The following is a 16,295-nucleotide window of genomic DNA, read 5'->3' on the forward strand; positions in this document are numbered from 1 at the left end:
AAATCAAAAGAAACGATCTCTGTTGCAAGGTGGTTACACAGAGTCATGGAAATCATCAAAAATTTATGATTTCAACCCTGCCAGCGCAATAAATTGCCCCTTTCTCCAAAAACAAATCCCTTAGGTCTGTCACTATTAGAATCGTCCACAAATAAAATTCTGATGAAATTTGTTGGAACAGATTCACCAACTGGATCTTTTTCCCAAGTTTTTCCATCATCATTACTCACTAATAAAGTTCCATTCCCTCCAGCGGCCCAAATCGACTTAGATGGACCCCAAACAAGATCTTGATAGTTGTAGCCATTAACTATTGGAATTATGGGCTTTGACCAGGCTTCAATATCATCAGGGTCTGCATTAAATCTGATTTCAGCTCCTCTAGATAGCATCCATAAATCGCCATTTGGCTGCTCACCAACACTTTGAACCCTCTTACTACTTGCTCTTTGATGTGGGCTCCATGTCTCATCCCCTGGGCTTAGAACTGAGAAAAAGTTACCAAGGCTACTAACGCTTATATAACCTCCGTTGTTTGTGCGTCTCAATTCTCTTATACCTCCAGAGCCAGAAGTATCAAGAACTATTGCTTCCCAATTTGTACCAGCATCAGTTGTTTTATAAATTGCTCCTGCCGTAGTTGCTAACTCAGCAGAATCAGCATCAATTGTTGTTATCAAATAAGGATCTCCTGGCAACTTATTTCCCAAATCGAGACGAGTCCAATTTTTACCTCCATCAGTTGTATGAAGAATCAACCCTGGTTGACCTGCGATCCAACCTTCTTGGCCTTTAAAATCAACGCTTATCAAGCGAAAGTTACCTTCGCTAGGAATATCCAAATTTCTTTCTTCCCAGGTAATTCCACCATCATTTGTCTCTAGAATCAACCTGTTTGTACCAACTAAAAAACCATTCTTGTCATCTACAAAGGATGCATCTAATGGATTCGCCTCAGTATCGAGGTCAACTAGTGACCAAGGACTTGATGAGCCCATCGAAGCATTGCTAACAGTACAACCACTAAGAGCTACTCCAACTATTAAGACAAGAGTCCAATTAATGACATTTGAAAACAGACGTTTCATTTCAAAGAATAAAGAGAGAGAAAACAGGCAGCGGCTAAAGCCAGGCTTCCAAAGATAAGAACGTTTTTTTGGCCTGAAGGAAGTTTATTAAATCCAAAGCCATAAGTAAGGTTTTCTTCAAATCCACTAGGCTTTGATTTAGGTCCAATATCCTTATATCCACCAAATCCTACTCGACAGACTGGACATCTAAATTTCTCTCTATCAATGTCTAGAAACGCCGTTCCTGCTTCAATATTTAGCTTGTTTATTCCCTCATCAGGATCATAAATATAACCACAGCTAATGCACTCGAAGCGATTTAATTTTGGATCAAATTCCTCGATTGAGTTTTTTGATTCAAATGAAGTAACTTTATTTTGTTTTTGATCAGAATTGAAATCTTCCAAAGGATTTGATTTCGTTTTGGTGTCTTTACTCACAGTTTTCACTTACACATATAACAACTCTATGGCACTAATCTAGAAAATGACTGTCAGACTGATATTGAAATCAGTAATTCATTCATGTTTTCCCTTCAGGGTTATGAGTATTTTTTAGGATTTCTTCTTCTTTCAGGAGCAGTTCCCATTCTCGCTCTTACAACAAATAAGCTAATAGCTCCTAAAAGCAAAGCAGGAGAAAGGCAACTTACATATGAATCTGGCATGGAGCCCATTGGAGGAGCTTGGATCCAATTTAATATTCGTTACTACATGTTTGCGCTTGTTTTCGTTATATTTGACGTCGAGACAGTGTTCCTTTACCCATGGGCAGTTGCATTCCACAAACTTGGGTTATTAGCATTTATAGAAGCCCTTGTTTTTATCACAATTCTTGTTGTGGCATTAGCATATGCGTGGAGAAAAGGTGCCCTTGAATGGAGTTGAATCCCTTGAATAAATCTCCCTCTTCTGAAGCAGTAAGAAACCTTAGAGAAGCTTCCTGTGGCCCTGTAGGGACACCCACTGTAACAAACGATTTAAGCGAAAATATAATCCTCACAAGCCTTGAAGATCTTCACAACTGGGCAAGATTAAGTAGTTTATGGCCTCTTCTTTATGGAACTGCTTGTTGTTTTATTGAATTTGCAGCTCTAATTGGATCTCGATTTGATTTTGACAGATTTGGATTAGTGCCAAGAAGTTCTCCAAGGCAAGCTGATCTACTGATAGTCGCAGGTACAGTCACAATGAAAATGGCGCCTGCCCTTGTAAGGCTTTATGAGCAGATGCCAGATCCAAAATATGTAATTGCCATGGGAGCCTGCACTATTACTGGTGGCATGTTCAGCGCAGACTCAACCACGGCAGTTAGAGGTGTTGATAAATTAATACCAGTTGACCTTTATCTTCCTGGATGTCCTCCAAGACCGGAAGCAATATTCGATGCTGTAATTAAATTAAGGAAAAAAGTTGCCAATGAATCAATCTCTGAGAGATCAAAGATCACACAAACTCATAGGTATTTAACCATTCCTCATAAAATGAAGAGAACCGAGTCGAAAGTAACTGGACAATACCTAAAAGCAAAAACACAATTAATTGCTTTAAATCCTTCACTATCTGAAGAATTTGATCAATCTTTAAAAGAGGTTCAAAAAATATCTGAAGAACTTTCAAACAATTAAGTAATTCCTATAAAAAAATGAAAAACGAATCAGAAATAGTAGTTGAAGAAAAAAGTTCGGGTCCGATAAGTGGATGGCTTTCAGAAAATGGATTTGAAAACATTCCTCTCGACAATGACCACTTGGGAGTTGAGGTTATAAAAATCATTCCAACCAATCTTTTAGCAATAGTTGAAGCATTAAAAAGTGAAGGATTTAATTACCTTCAATGCCAAGGTGGATACGATGAAGGTCCTGGTTTAAATATAGTTTGTTTTTATAATTTAATAGAAATGAGTGAATTTAAAAAAGATATTTCTCCTCGCGAAGTAAGGTTAAAAATATTCCTTAAGCGTGATGGCGCAATGACTGTTCCAAGTTTATACAGTCTTTTCAGGGGGGCCGATTGGCAAGAAAGAGAAACCTTTGATATGTATGGTGTTAATTTCAAAGGGCACCCTCATCCCAAAAGGCTTTTAATGCCTGAGGACTGGAAAGGTTGGCCGCTAAGAAAAGATTATGTACAGCCAGATTTTTATGAAATGCAAGATGCATACTGATCTATTTCTTTTTTTTGTATCTTCTATAAAATCTCATAATTGCTAGAGCAAGACTACTTGGATCATGCCTCAAAGTTGGAGTAATCTTTGAACCCTGAAGAGAAGCCAGGTAAACCTTATAGCCTCTAGACATAAGATCGATTTTATTGCATTTGACTGGTTCAGCCCCTTTTGATTTGTAATAATCAACCAATGGAGATGGTTCTAATTCAGCTTGAGCAAGGATTGAACTAAATATTTTCCTAGTAATTCCTATTGATGCCAATTGAGCTTCAACAGCCCTCACATGACCACTAACATCAAGTCCATCAGTTTCACCAGGCTGAGTCATTAAATTACATATATATAATTTTGGAGCTTTACTATTCTCTATCTCTTCTACTATTTCAGGAACAAGCAAATTAGGGAGAATTGATGTATATAAGCTTCCTGGACCTATCAAAATAATTTCAGCATTTCTAATAGCCTCAAGAGCTCTAGGTAAAGCTGGGGGTCGTGATGGATAACAACCGATTCTCATTATTGGTAATCGGACATTTCCTATGGCTGATTCACCTTCTATCCGATCACCATTTTCAAGTTCAGCCCACAATTGGACATCTACATTAGTTGCAGGTACAACTTGACCCTGAACAGCTAAAACCCTACTTGATGCAGTAATCGCAGTCTCTAAACTTCCAGTTATTGCAGTTAAAGCTGAAAGGAAAAGATTCCCAAAACTATGACCCTTCAGTCCACTTCCGGAGGGGAATCGATACTGGAAAAGGCCTGTTATTAGCGGCTCTTCCGTTGCTAAAGCTGCTAAACAATTTCTTATATCTCCTGGAGGCTGAACTCCAAGTTCTCTTCTGAGGACTCCGCTACTTCCTCCATCATCGGCGACAGTCACGATTGCAGTGATTCGGCTGCTATATCTTTTTAGGCCTTTTAATAAAGAAGATAAACCTGTCCCCCCTCCAATAGCAACAATATTTGGACCTCTATTTAATTTTTGTTTAGCTCTAAGTGCATCAACTAAAAAAGTATCTTTTTTGGAACCTAAAGCCTGCTTAATAGCGTCAAAACTTCTTCCTTGTCCCCAAATCAAAAGAGAGATGCCAATAAAAAAGACTATTGGTCCGGAAATAGTTCTAGGGATAAAAGTAGTTATGAATCCTAAAAACCAAAAAAGTATTTCTACAACCCAATAAATGGGACGTAAATCAGCCCAAATTGATGCTCCAATCAAAGCAATTAACAAGCCCAATCCAGATGTAATCATCCACCTTTTGACCACTAAACCTGGCAAAAGCCAACCAACAGCTCTTTTAAAGCGCATGTAAAGTTGAAAAGACAAACTAGCGAAAAAGGTTTTACGCAAAGTAGAGCTTCTTAATTTTCTTTTCCTTCTTTTTTTCAATGGATTCAAGTTAGAGAAGATTTCAACAAAGAGACCTAAATAATTAATTCATAAAAACTCTAATTAAGCTTTCCAATTCACATATCTCATACAAAATGAGATAGGTAAACAAACATTAGGAGAGAGTGTGCCAAATAACACTCAAGTAATGTTGATGAAAGATCTCAGTGTAGTGCTGGGATCAAACAAAATTCTCAATGAAGTCAATCTTGCCATGCGTAATGGTGAGCGGCTTGCAATTGTTGGTCCATCTGGCTCAGGCAAATCAACAATACTTCGCCTACTCGCTGGATTACTCTTACCTTCTAGCGGAAGCCTTCAAATATCAGGCATTGAGCAAAATTATTTAAGGCTTGATCAAGATAACCCACCGGATGTGAGATTAGTTTTTCAAAACCCAGCATTATTGGCATCATTAACTGTTAAGGAGAATGTAGGTTTTTTACTTGAAAAGCAAAAAATTTTTTCCGAAGAAATTATCAAACAAAAAGTCATACATTGTTTAGAGAAAGTGGGCTTATATGACGTCGCAGAAAAATTTCCAAATCAACTTAGTGGGGGAATGCAAAAAAGAGTAAGTTTTGCTCGTGCATTAATTAGTGACTCAAAGAAAGGAAAAGACTCAATCCCACTTCTTCTATATGACGAACCAACTGCTGGTTTAGATCCCATAGCTTGTACCAGAATTGAAGATCTAATTATTAAAACAACTGATGCTGCAGATGGCTGTTCAATCGTAGTAAGTCACGTTTCAAGTACAATTGAAAGAACAGCTAATAGAGTTATTTTGCTTTACGATGGAAAGTTCCAATGGGATGGATCTATAGATCAATTTAAACAAAGTGAAAATTCCTATGTAAAACAATTTCGCACAGGTAATCTTCAAGGACCAATGCAACCTGAGGACTTATAAATTAATGCGTAGAAGTTTACGAGATGCGTTTGTTGGTTTTTCACTATTAGGTGGATTAGTTATCTTTTCCGGAGCAATGCTTTGGTTAAAAGATTTTCGTTTAAGTTCTAAAACCTGGGAGATATCTGCAAGCTTTAAAGATGCAAGTGGCCTTGCCCAGATGTCTCCAGTTACTTATCGGGGAATCGTTGTTGGCTCTGTTCAAAAAATAAATTTTACCCCAAACACTGTTGACACTAAAATCAAATTAAATAATGATAATCTTATTTTACCAAAACCTGTAATTGCTAAAATAGTTACAAGTTCTATGCTTGGAGGAGATGCTCAATTATCTTTAGTCTCATTGGGTAAATCATTAAATAAAAATGAACTAATTACAGTCAAAAAAGATTGTCCAAATAAAAGAATTTTATGTAGTGGAGATAATATCAAAGGTATAGAGATGGCTAGTATATCAAACTTGACTGAGGGTATAAATGGAATTATAGATGAAGCCGATAGGCAAGAAATAGTTAATAAAGTTTCAGAATCTATTGAACAATTTGATAGGACCCAAGCCAATCTTGATGAACTTGTCTTGTTATCCAAATTAGAACTTATCAGAGTAAAACCTATAATTTCTGAACTAACCAAAGCTTCGATTCATTTAAATAATATTCTTGAAAGCCTCGATAATCCCAAGACCTTAAAAGATATTCAGGAACTTGCCTCAACATCTAGTTCACTAACAAAGAAAATTGATCAAATGAGTACAGATATGGGAAACATTATGGAAGACAAAGAACTTATAGAGGCTCTAAAAAGGGTAACTATAGGATTGAGTAAATTGTTTGATGATATATATCCTTAAAAAACAACGAATTTCAGGTGACGCTATTAATTGCATCCATTGCGATTGATGCAATAGCTTTATCACTTGCTTTTGGTAATTGAACATATTTACCTCCAGACGCATCGGCCAAGTCCTTACCCATACCACTCGCAATAAACTTTCTTTCTGTATCAATGACAAGCAATTTAATACCAAGAGCTTGATAGCGCGAAGCAACATCAAGAACTTCTTGCTTCAAGTCAGGAGGTTCCTCTCCCTCGAGCACTGGTTGACCTAATGAAGTACTTAATGGAACGTTTCCTCTACCATCTGTAATTGCTACTACGACCACCTGGCCTAGATCTCCTGTCGCTAAAGCATTTGCTCCTACTCGTGCAGCTTGAGTTAAGCCATGAGCTAGTGGAGAGCCACCACCACATGGCATTGACTCAAGTCTTCTTTTTGCAGCAGTGATTGATCTGGTTGGAGGAAGCAAAACTTCTGCTTGATCTCCTCTAAAAGGTATAAGAGAAACTTCATCTCTGTTTTCATAAGCTTCAGTTAGCAAACGAATAACAGCTCCCTTTGCACTTTCCATTCTATTTAGAGCCATTGAACCACTTGCATCAACCAAGAAAATAACTAATGCACCTGCTTTACGCTGAAGTAATTTCGCGCGCAAATCACCTTCTTCAACGATAACCTTCCTATTGGGTTCTCTCTCTCTTCTAGCTTTTTGATAAGGAGCCGCAGCTCTTAAAGTTGCATCTACTGCAATCCTTCTAACAGGACCTCTAGGAAGAATTGGTTTTACGTATCTCCCTCGGTTATCACTTAAAACAGCTGATCGACTTCCGCTATTTCCACTCTTTGATTTAGTGGATGAAAACAGCAACAAATCCGGATCAACAGCACATGCTTCTGGATCAAGCATAAACTCCTCCGGGATTGGAGGTGATGACTCTTCATCTTGCTGCTCTTCTTGATCTTCTTCTTGATCTTCTTCTTGATCATTATTGTCTTCAGAGTCTTCAGGAGGCGGTGGAGGTGGCTGCTGATCTTCTGGGGCCGGGGGTTCCATTTCTTCTTCTGAAGGCATTTGCATAGCCCTTGGCGCAATTACAAGTCTTACTGCAGCCTTTAAATCTTCTGCGTCCACTGAATCTCTTCCGCATAAAGCAGCATGAGCCTTTGCAACTCTTACTGCATAGAGCTCTGACCTATGTCCCTCCACGCCTCCACGAATTGCTTCTGTAACTAAGTATTTGATTTGATCCTTACTGATATGAACATCTGGAAGCCATTGCCTTGCTAAAAGTAATTGCGTTGATAGAGATTCTGTATCTTCAGCCCATTTCTTGGAAAAAGCTTCACTAGATTGTCCATGAGAAATGGCAGACTTAGTTATTTCAACCCTTTGTTCATTTGTAATTAATTGGTCTGCAGAAAGCACAATCGCAAACCTGTCCAAAAGATGGTCCCTTACCCCCCCCTCTTCAGGGTTATAAGTTGCAATCAAGAGAGGTCGACATGGGTGACTTAGACTCAATCCTTCTCGTTCGACTCTATTTTCGCCTGCCCCAACTGAAGCTAAAAGAAGATTAACAATGCCATCATCCAACAAATTCAATTCGTCTATGTATAAAACTCCTCTGTGAGATTCAGCTAGTAACCCTGGCTGAAATACTGGTGTTCCACTTGATAATGAAGCAGCAACATCCACAGCACCAACAAGCCTATCCTCTGTTACCCCTAAGGGAACCTGAATAAAAGGCGCAGGAACAACTTTCTTAGGGATATTTTCCAAGTCACCTCTATTTTCAAGACTTCCTATATTTTTTGTAAATAGCTTTTTAGTCAAATCATCCCACTCCCCTGAGAAAGAAGGATCTAAATTTCTACCTGCTGGATAAATAAATGAATCATCATCACGATCATTATTAGCTAATTTTTCTAAATCAATTATTTCAATTGGAGGGAGAAGCGCATGTAACCCTCTAGCTAAAACAGATTTACCAGTACCACGACCGCCAGCAATTATTACTCCTCCCAAGCCTGGATCAACTGCGGCGAGCATTAAAGCAAGCTTTAAAGTTCCATGGCCTGTAATTGCAGCCAACGGAAAAGAACGATTAGCTCTATCCATGACAGCAGTTTCTTTTGAAGCCGAAGCCATCTTGTTGTTATTCAATCTGCTGGAAACCATAGGGTTGGATAAATCAAGCAAATTTTTAAAAGTCTTTTAATATTCGCATGACTTATGCAAAACAAAAACCAGAATTGAAACTCGTCATCTCAATAGGCGCAAATATCCCTGGCATTCTTGGAGATCCCATAAGAACAATCGCTGCCATGAGGCCGGAAATAGAAAAAAGCATAATTGAGTGGAATGTTGCTTTAAATTGCCCAAAAATCGACTCTCAAAATATTGATAAGTCTTTATCTTTTCAATGGGCGCCTCTATTTAAAACTGCTCCTTTAGGGGGTCCAGTTGATCAACCAAGCTTTATTAATACCGTACTTGTTGTTGAGGGAGAAGATTTTACCTCATTAACCCCAAATAAAAAAGCAGCTATCTGTTTGATGCAAAAATTTTTAGAATTAGAGAGAATTGCAGGTAGGAAAAGAGAAAAAGCAGAAATTTTTTGGGGCCCAAGATCTTTAGATATTGACTTCATTTCTTGGGGAGAACTGCACATAAATACAGAAACTCTTATTTTGCCTCATCCAAGATTAAGTGAAAGAAACTTTGTTTTAATTCCCCTTGCAGAGGTTTTGTCAAAGTCTCAAGGGAAACCTAAACGTATCAATTCTCAAAACATTTGGCCTGAATAAAACTCATAACCAAAAATCGCCTGTCTTTTCTAAAAAAATCAGCCATCCTATATGAATATAAAAAAAATGTATGTCTATTCCAGGACCTGAACCCTCAGAAATTATTGAGACAAAGGCTTGTCTTGATGCAAAAAAAATTCGTTTTGAAATTAATAAATTTCTTTTACCCAATTCAATGGAGGGTGAATTTGGGGTCATTCGACATCCAGGAGCTGCCTTAGCAGTACCAATAACAGATTCCGGAGAAGTCGTTATTCTTCGTCAATACAGATTTGCTTGCTCGAGAAGAATTCTTGAGTTTCCAGCAGGAACTTTAGAAGCAGGTGAAAGCCCACTGGAATCAATAAAAAGAGAAGTTAAAGAAGAAAGTGGTTACTCAGCCAAAAAATGGGACAATCTTGGACAAATGCTTCCTTGCCCAGGATATTCAGATGAAACAATTCATCTTTTTCTTGCAAGAGATTTAACTAAACTTAATCAGAAGCCTGAGGGCGATCCAGATGAAGATATTGAAGTATTAACAATTACTCCCGGAAAGTTAAATGAAATTATTGCAAGTGGAGAAGAATCCCTTGATGGAAAAACCATTACTGCATGGTTCAGAGCATGCCAAATCTTGAATCAAAAATGACAAAGTTTCGATCAATATTTTGGCATAGAAGAGATTTAAGAATCGAAGACAATATAGGTCTATTTCAAGCATCTCAAAATGCAAAAGAGCTTATAGGAATTTATATTTTAGATCCCAATCTTTTAGATATCAATAGAAATACATCTGAGGCAAAAAATTGGTTTTTGGGCGAAAGTCTTTTAGAACTTCAAAAGAATTGGGAGAGAAGGGGAAGTCGTTTATTAATATTGAATGGAGATCCTATTAAATTAATTTCTAAATTAGCGGACTTAATTAAAGCTGAATGTATTTACTGGAACGAAAATATTGAGCCCTATGAAATCAATAGAGATAAACTAATTACAGAACTACTTTTAAAAGAGAAAAGAAAAGTATATACATTTTTAGACCAATTACTTGTCAATCCAGTTAATATCAAAACAAACAATGATGAACCTTACAAAGTATACGGACCTTTTTATCGTAAATGGATTAATTTAATCAATAATACCAATATAGCAAATAATAATTCAACACAAATCTCAAGAACACCTGAAAATTTTCGAGGTATTAATAAGAGAGAATTATCATTGATTAAAAACTCGGATTCAAACTATTGCATTACAAAAGAAAATAAATATATTTGTGATTTACTTTCTTCAAATAGATTTAAGGATACCAATCTTTGTCCTTGCAAACCAGGAGAGTCTGAATCAATAAAGCAATTAAACTTTTTCATAAATTCAGGAGTAATAAATTCATATAATCAAGCAAGAGATATTCCATCTTTAGAATCAACTTCTAATCTAAGTGCTGCTTTAAGCTTAGGGACAATAAGTTGCAGGACAGTATGGAATGGGGCTCAAAAATCAAGAAATATGGCGACTAACGAATATCAAATAAATTCTATAGATACATGGATAAAGGAACTTGCTTGGAGAGAATTTTATCAAAATGCCCTTATTAATTTCCCAGAGCTAGAGAACGGTCCGTATAGGAAAAAATGGTTAGATTTTCAATGGCAAAATAGACCTGCTTGGCTGGATGCTTGGGAGAATGGATTGACCGGTATCCCAATAGTCGATGCTGCAATGAGACAACTTAAGTATTCTGGATGGATGCATAATCGATGCAGAATGATTGTTGCTTCTTTTCTAGTAAAAGACCTTTTAATTGATTGGCGATTGGGAGAACTTTTCTTCATGAAAAGCTTAGTTGATGGTGACTTAGCATCAAACAATGGAGGTTGGCAATGGAGTGCTAGCAGTGGAATGGATCCAAAACCTATGAGAATATTTAATCCTTTTAGACAAGCTTCTAAATTCGACCAAGATGGTAATTATATCCGGAAATGGATTCCGGAATTGTCACACATTTCGACACCTAATTTACTTTCAGGTGAAATAATTTTAGCGGAGAGTAATGGCTATCCAAAACCTATAATAAATCATAAAAATCAAACATCAATATTCAAAGAATTATATTCAAATATTAAATAGACTATCTTTTGAATATTTCATTTATTTTATCAATTACATATGATTGCTCAATAGATTTTAACTCGGGGAAAATAGGTAAGCTGATAACCTGACTGCATACTTTTTCAGTAATAGGAAGAGACCCTTCTTTATAACCTAATGTTTTATATGCAGGTTGAAGATGTATGGGTATTGGATAATAAATTATTGTATTTACTCCATGCCCTTGAAGTTCGGATTTGAATAGATCTCTACTTAGACTATCAAGAACATCCTCTGAAGTAAATTTTAAATTTTTAACAAAAGAATTGTCCATTATCCTTATTGAAAATTGATTCCACGAATGATCAGAATTATTTATCAAAGTATTAGATGGTAACTTAATTGACTCTATAGTTGATAACTTATTTATATAATTAATTGCTATTAATTTTCTTTGCTCAATCCATTTATTTAATCTAGATAACTTAACATTTAAGATTGCAGCTTGTAATGAGTCAAGTCTACTATTATATCCAATATCTGTATGAAAATATCTCTTTGGCATCCCATGAATAGCTAATTCCCTAATTGTTTTTGCCAGATCAAAATCATTAGTAGTTATGGCCCCTCCATCTCCTGCTGCACCTAAGTTTTTAGTAGGGAAGAAACTAAAACAACCTACATCCCCAAAACTTCCTACGGGTTTACCTCGCCAATGCGCACCAGCTGCTTGTGCACAATCTTCTATAACCTTTAGATTATTTCCTTCGGCAATTGCCATTATTTGATCCATATCTAGTGGATGACCAAATAAATGAACAGGCAAAATAGCTTTAGTTCTAGGAGTTATTGCTTTTTCTACTAAATCCAGATCCATAAGATAATTTCCAGGATCAATATCTACAAAAATAGGCCTAGCTCCAACACTTGTAATTGCTTCTGCAGTAGCAAAAAAACTAAATGATGAGGTGATCACCTCATCATTTAGTCCAATATTTAGTGATCTTAAAGCAAGAATTAATGCATCAGTTCCACTATTACAACTAACAGAGTAAGAAGTTTCTGTAGCTAAGGCAAAAGCTTTTTCGAAGGAAGTTACCTCTTCTCCTCCAATATATTTTCCGCTTCTAAAAACCTTTATTAAAGCTTCTTCAATCTCTTCTCCAATTTCAGAAATTTGAGCTTCAAGGCTAAAAGGAGGTATTTGCATAACTATTTAAATTAAGTTGCAATAATGAAAAATCAAAAAGAAACTCATTAATTCATCCAAACCACTCAGGCTCCATACCAGGATGCCATTTGATGTTGCAACCAATAGAGGGTTTTTGATTAGCTGAAATATCTTCTCCCTTTAGTAATGATCTGAGTGCTATACGAATATCATCCCCAGAAACAGGTATTTCATTGCCAGGACGACTTCCATCCATTTGTCCCCTGTATCTCAATGTTGAGCCTGCATCTGGAGAAGGCCAAAAAATATAAAAGTCGGGCGTACATGCGGCTTTAAGCGCCTTTGCCAATTTTTGATCAGAATCAAATAAATATGGAAACTTCCATCCCAGTTGATTAGCTTGAGAGGCTAAGAATTCTGGCGCATCTTGCGGGTGTGTTTTCAGGCTATTACTAGAAATAGCCAAAAATTGAACGTCATTACCAAAAGAATTGAATAAATTTGTGATTCCACTTTCTACATGTTTAACAAATGGACAATGAGCGCATATGACCATCAAAAACAATGGTCTTTTTGTTAATTCAAAATTACTGATATGACTAAGACCTTTTAAAGAATCATCTGGAGCGAGGTTCACACCTGAAACCACGCCTAACTCAAAAGCAGGTAATTGAGTTCCTAATGGAAGCATTGTTGAGGCTGTTCGAACCATGATTCTTATACTTTGGTGGGTTAATGGATTACAGAACTTTTAACTATATATGCATTTAACTATGAGTCTTAGCCCTAAATAAGGGACAATTAGTAATACTAACCAAATGAGTCCGAAAGATGCTTCTCGATCTTAGTGGCAAAAAAATCCTTGTTACAGGAATAGCAAACAACAGATCAATTGCCTGGGGGATTGCACAACAGTTAAAAGCAGCTGGCGCTGAACTAGGAATTACATACTTGCCCGATGAAAAAGGTAGATTTGAAGCAAAAGTAAAAGAACTTACTTCTCCTTTAAATCCAAGCCTGTTCTTACCACTTAATGTTCAAAACTCTTCTCAAATTGAAGAGGTTTTTAAAGCCATTAAAAATCAATGGGGCCAGCTTGATGGATTAGTTCACTGTCTAGCCTTTGCAGGGAAAGAAGAATTAGTAGGAAATTACAGTGCAACTTCTCCAGAGGGATTCTCAAGAGCCTTAGAAATTAGTGCTTACTCACTCGCCCCACTATGTAAATATGCAAAACCTCTATTCAGTAAAGGGGCAGGCGTAGTCACCTTGACTTATTTAGGAGCAGAACGAGCGATTCCCAATTACAACGTAATGGGAGTTGCTAAAGCAGCTTTAGAGGCATCGGTTAGATATCTTTCGGAAGAACTTGGTCCTGAAAATCAGGTTCGAGTGAATGCTATTAGTGCTGGACCAATAAGAACTCTCGCGAGTTCAGCTATTGGAGGAATTCTGGACATGATTCATAACGTCGAAGAAAAAGCTCCCCTTAGGAGAACCGTTACTCAAATCGAGGTGGGTAATACCGCTGCTTTCTTGCTTAGCGATCTTTCGAGTGGTATATCAGGACAAACTGTTTATGTTGATGCAGGTTATTGCATAAATGGAATGTAATTTCAAGCCAACTCAAATTGCCAATCAAATATGAAAAAAACTAGAGCAGTAGAAGTTAGCCGAAAAACCAAGGAAACTGACGTTTATGTGAAAATTGATCTTGATGGCTCTGGGAAATGCACTGCAAATTCAGGGATTGGTTTTCTCGACCATATGATCCAACAATTATCTAGTCATGGGTTATTTGATATTGAAGTAAGGGCAAATGGAGATACTCACATAGACGATCATCACAGCAATGAAGATGTTGGGATTGCTATTGGACAAGCTTTATCAAAAGCATTAGGTGATCGAGTTGGAATAAAGCGCTTTGGTCATTTTTTAGCGCCGCTTGATGAAGCTCTTATTCAGGTTGTGGTTGATTGTTCCGGTCGGCCATATTTAAGTTTTAATTTGGATATTCCTTCTCAAAAAGTGGGCACTTATGATACTGAGTTGGTTAAAGAATTTTTTGGTGCTGTTGTGAGTAATGGTGGGTTGACTCTCCACATCAGACAACTGGCGGGGAATAATACCCACCACATAATTGAGGCTACTTTCAAATCTTTTGCAAGAGCTCTTCGAATGGCTACTGAAATTGACTCTAGAAGATCAAGTCAAATTCCAAGTAGTAAAGGAGTTCTTGAACAGGCTGGTCAATAAAAACTCCTTATTTTAATAAATCATTTCGACCTTGAGCTCGCAAAAGTAAGAAGTTTAAGCGAAAATCAAGTTTCAATCCATAAAAAATAGTGGCAGTTAGTTATTTAAAAAGAGAAACATCACCACAGCAAACAATCTTCAACAAAAAAGATTGGTCAAGTGCATATTGCAATGTTGAAAAAGAATTAGATCACGCTGAACTCAAACTGGTAAAAGGATCTATTCCTGAACAAATTTCTGGCACCTTTTATCGAAACGGACCAGGCAGATTAGAAAGAGGAGGAAGATGGGTACATCATCCATTTGATGGAGATGGCATGATTGCTGCCTTCAAGTTTGAGAATGGGAAAATAAACCTGACAAATCGTTTTGTTCGAACAAAGGAATGGGCAGAAGAAGAAAAATCCCAGAAATTTCTATATAGAGGTGTATTTGGAACTCAAAAAGAAGGCGGGGTATTCGCTAATGCTTTTGATGTAAGGCTAAAAAATATTGCCAATACTCACGTAATAAAACTTGGAGATGATCTACTAGCTTTATGGGAAGCATCCAGTCCATATTCACTTAATCCAAATACCCTTGAGACGAATGGTTTATCTGATTTAAAAGGAGTTCTAAAAAAAGGTGAAGCATTTAGTGCTCATCCACGTTTTGACCCTGGCCACTACAAAGACAAGAGAATGGTCACTTTTGGGGTGTCTACAGGTCCTAAAAGCACAATTAGATTGATGGAATTCTCCACAGAGGGAGACAATATTGGTTGTCTTTTAAGTGATAGAAAAGATTCTTTTAATGGATTTGCGTTCTTGCATGATTTCGCCATAACTCCAAACTGGGCAATATTTCTCCAAAACGCTATTAGTTTTAATCCTCTCCCGTTCCTACTTGGACAAAAAGGAGCCGCTCAATGTTTAGCTTCTAAACCCGATGGGACTCCAAAATTTTTATTAATACCAAGGGACTCTGGCAGATTTACTGGTCAACCTCCAAAATCAATTGATGCTCCCAAAGGTTTTGTTTTTCATCATCTAAATGCATGGGAAGATAATGAAAAAATCAATATTGAAAGTATTTTTTATGATGATTTCCCTAGTATTGGACCCGAGGATAATTTTAGAGAAATTGATTTTGATCTTTTACCAGAAGGAATTTTGAAAAGAAGTGAAATCAATCCAATAGAAAATACATTTACCTGTTCAACAATAAGCAATCAATGTTGTGAATTTGCAATGGTCAATCCTAATTTCGAAGGATTAAAGGCCCGCTTCAGTTGGATGGCAACTTCAGAAGAAAAAGAAGGGAACGGGCCACTTCAAGCTATAAAAAAAATCGATTTATCCAATAACAAAGAGATAAGTTGGAGTGCTGCTCCAAGAGGTTTTGTAAGTGAGCCTATATTTATTCCATCCCAAGAATCAAAATCCGAAGAAGACAATGGATGGGTTATTGCATTGGTTTGGAATAGTATTAGATCTGGAACTGATTTAATAATCCTTGACTCTAAAGATCTGACTGAAAAGGCTATTCTTGAAGTTCCAATTTCAATCCCACATGGATTACACGGTAGTTGGGTTGAAAATTAAAAACTAAAATTTTTGCAAGAA

General features: G+C 36.9%; 17 protein-coding genes. 11 read left to right on the top strand and 6 right to left on the bottom strand.

Translation table 11 applies throughout. From position 1 onward, the window contains the following. Positions 1-71: 71 nt before the first annotated feature. Positions 72-1,088, bottom strand: coding sequence for a photosynthesis system II assembly factor Ycf48 (locus tag SIB75_RS09350; RefSeq protein ID WP_413683015.1), 1,017 nt, complete (start codon positions 1,086-1,088; stop codon positions 72-74). Further along, complete coding sequence (locus tag SIB75_RS09355) at positions 1,085-1,414, bottom strand: rubredoxin (protein WP_413684845.1); 330 nt, start codon at positions 1,412-1,414, stop codon at positions 1,085-1,087. Before SIB75_RS09355 ends, SIB75_RS09350 begins: the two co-directional genes overlap by 4 nt. Before the next feature lie 180 nt (positions 1,415-1,594). On the opposite strand from SIB75_RS09355, the gene SIB75_RS09360 reads away from it, so the two are divergent. From SIB75_RS09360 to SIB75_RS09370, 3 genes are read left to right on the top strand one after another with little or no spacing between them, the layout of a single operon-like run. Beyond that, on the top strand, positions 1,595-1,957 hold the full coding sequence (locus SIB75_RS09360; RefSeq protein ID WP_413683016.1) for an NAD(P)H-quinone oxidoreductase subunit 3: 363 nt from the start codon (positions 1,595-1,597) through the stop codon (positions 1,955-1,957). Continuing rightward, positions 1,948-2,697, top strand: a complete 750-nt coding sequence (gene nuoB, locus SIB75_RS09365; RefSeq protein ID WP_413683017.1) for an NADH-quinone oxidoreductase subunit NuoB — start codon at positions 1,948-1,950, stop codon at positions 2,695-2,697. The genes SIB75_RS09360 and nuoB overlap by 10 nt, the downstream gene beginning before the upstream one ends. A 17-nt stretch (positions 2,698-2,714) precedes the next feature. Beyond that, positions 2,715-3,236: an NAD(P)H-quinone oxidoreductase subunit J gene (locus SIB75_RS09370; RefSeq protein ID WP_413683018.1), complete on the top strand. Its 522-nt coding sequence runs from the start codon at positions 2,715-2,717 to the stop codon at positions 3,234-3,236. A 1-nt stretch (position 3,237) separates the two neighbouring features. Here SIB75_RS09370 and SIB75_RS09375 read toward each other — a convergent pair whose 3' ends face one another. Beyond that, entirely contained in the window at positions 3,238-4,635 is a 1,398-nt protein-coding gene (locus SIB75_RS09375; protein ID WP_413684847.1) for a gluconeogenesis factor YvcK family protein, read from the bottom strand. 127 nt (positions 4,636-4,762) lie between these two features. Between SIB75_RS09375 and SIB75_RS09380 the strand changes: the two genes are divergently transcribed. Both SIB75_RS09380 and SIB75_RS09385 read left to right on the top strand, forming a co-directional pair. Then, positions 4,763-5,548 (top strand): ABC transporter ATP-binding protein, encoded by a 786-nt coding sequence (locus SIB75_RS09380; protein ID WP_413683019.1) that lies wholly within the window; start codon positions 4,763-4,765, stop codon positions 5,546-5,548. A 4-nt stretch (positions 5,549-5,552) separates the two neighbouring features. Beyond that, positions 5,553-6,398 (top strand): MlaD family protein, encoded by an 846-nt coding sequence (locus SIB75_RS09385; RefSeq protein ID WP_413683020.1) that lies wholly within the window; start codon positions 5,553-5,555, stop codon positions 6,396-6,398. A gap of 13 nt (positions 6,399-6,411) precedes the next feature. Here SIB75_RS09385 and bchD read toward each other — a convergent pair whose 3' ends face one another. Next, positions 6,412-8,565, bottom strand: coding sequence for a magnesium chelatase ATPase subunit D (gene bchD, locus SIB75_RS09390; RefSeq protein WP_413683021.1), 2,154 nt, complete (start codon positions 8,563-8,565; stop codon positions 6,412-6,414). Positions 8,566-8,612: 47 nt separating this feature from the next. Between bchD and folK the strand changes: the two genes are divergently transcribed. The 3 genes from folK (at position 8,613) to SIB75_RS09405 (ending at position 11,303) form a co-directional block, all read left to right on the top strand. Next, a complete protein-coding gene (folK, locus tag SIB75_RS09395; protein WP_413683022.1) occupies positions 8,613-9,194 on the top strand; it encodes a 2-amino-4-hydroxy-6-hydroxymethyldihydropteridine diphosphokinase in 582 nt (193 codons plus the stop codon). A gap of 70 nt (positions 9,195-9,264) precedes the next feature. Continuing rightward, complete coding sequence (locus SIB75_RS09400) at positions 9,265-9,825, top strand: NUDIX hydrolase (protein WP_413683024.1); 561 nt, start codon at positions 9,265-9,267, stop codon at positions 9,823-9,825. Further along, a complete protein-coding gene (locus tag SIB75_RS09405; protein ID WP_413683025.1) occupies positions 9,801-11,303 on the top strand; it encodes a cryptochrome/photolyase family protein in 1,503 nt (500 codons plus the stop codon). Before SIB75_RS09400 ends, SIB75_RS09405 begins: the two co-directional genes overlap by 25 nt. A gap of 1 nt (position 11,304) precedes the next feature. On the opposite strand, the gene SIB75_RS09410 is transcribed toward SIB75_RS09405, so the two are convergent. Both SIB75_RS09410 and SIB75_RS09415 read right to left on the bottom strand, forming a co-directional pair. Further along, a complete protein-coding gene (locus tag SIB75_RS09410) occupies positions 11,305-12,474 on the bottom strand; it encodes a DegT/DnrJ/EryC1/StrS family aminotransferase (RefSeq protein ID WP_413683026.1) in 1,170 nt (389 codons plus the stop codon). 52 nt (positions 12,475-12,526) lie between these two features. Beyond that, the gene (locus tag SIB75_RS09415) at positions 12,527-13,147 is read right to left on the bottom strand and encodes a thioredoxin family protein (RefSeq protein ID WP_413683027.1); all 621 of its coding nucleotides are present in this window, start codon (positions 13,145-13,147) and stop codon (positions 12,527-12,529) included. A gap of 119 nt (positions 13,148-13,266) precedes the next feature. Between SIB75_RS09415 and fabI the strand changes: the two genes are divergently transcribed. From fabI to SIB75_RS09430, 3 genes are all read left to right on the top strand, one after another. After that, positions 13,267-14,049, top strand: coding sequence for an enoyl-ACP reductase FabI (gene fabI / locus SIB75_RS09420; RefSeq protein ID WP_413683028.1), 783 nt, complete (start codon positions 13,267-13,269; stop codon positions 14,047-14,049). Between the two features lie 30 nt (positions 14,050-14,079). Continuing rightward, positions 14,080-14,691: an imidazoleglycerol-phosphate dehydratase HisB gene (gene hisB, locus SIB75_RS09425; RefSeq protein WP_413683030.1), complete on the top strand. Its 612-nt coding sequence runs from the start codon at positions 14,080-14,082 to the stop codon at positions 14,689-14,691. 89 nt (positions 14,692-14,780) lie between these two features. Then, positions 14,781-16,274: a carotenoid oxygenase family protein gene (locus SIB75_RS09430; RefSeq protein ID WP_413683031.1), complete on the top strand. Its 1,494-nt coding sequence runs from the start codon at positions 14,781-14,783 to the stop codon at positions 16,272-16,274. The last annotated feature ends 21 nt before the right edge of the window (positions 16,275-16,295 follow it).

Source organism: Prochlorococcus sp. MIT 1011 (genome assembly GCF_047305235.1).
GTDB lineage: Bacteria > Cyanobacteriota > Cyanobacteriia > PCC-6307 > Cyanobiaceae > Prochlorococcus_B.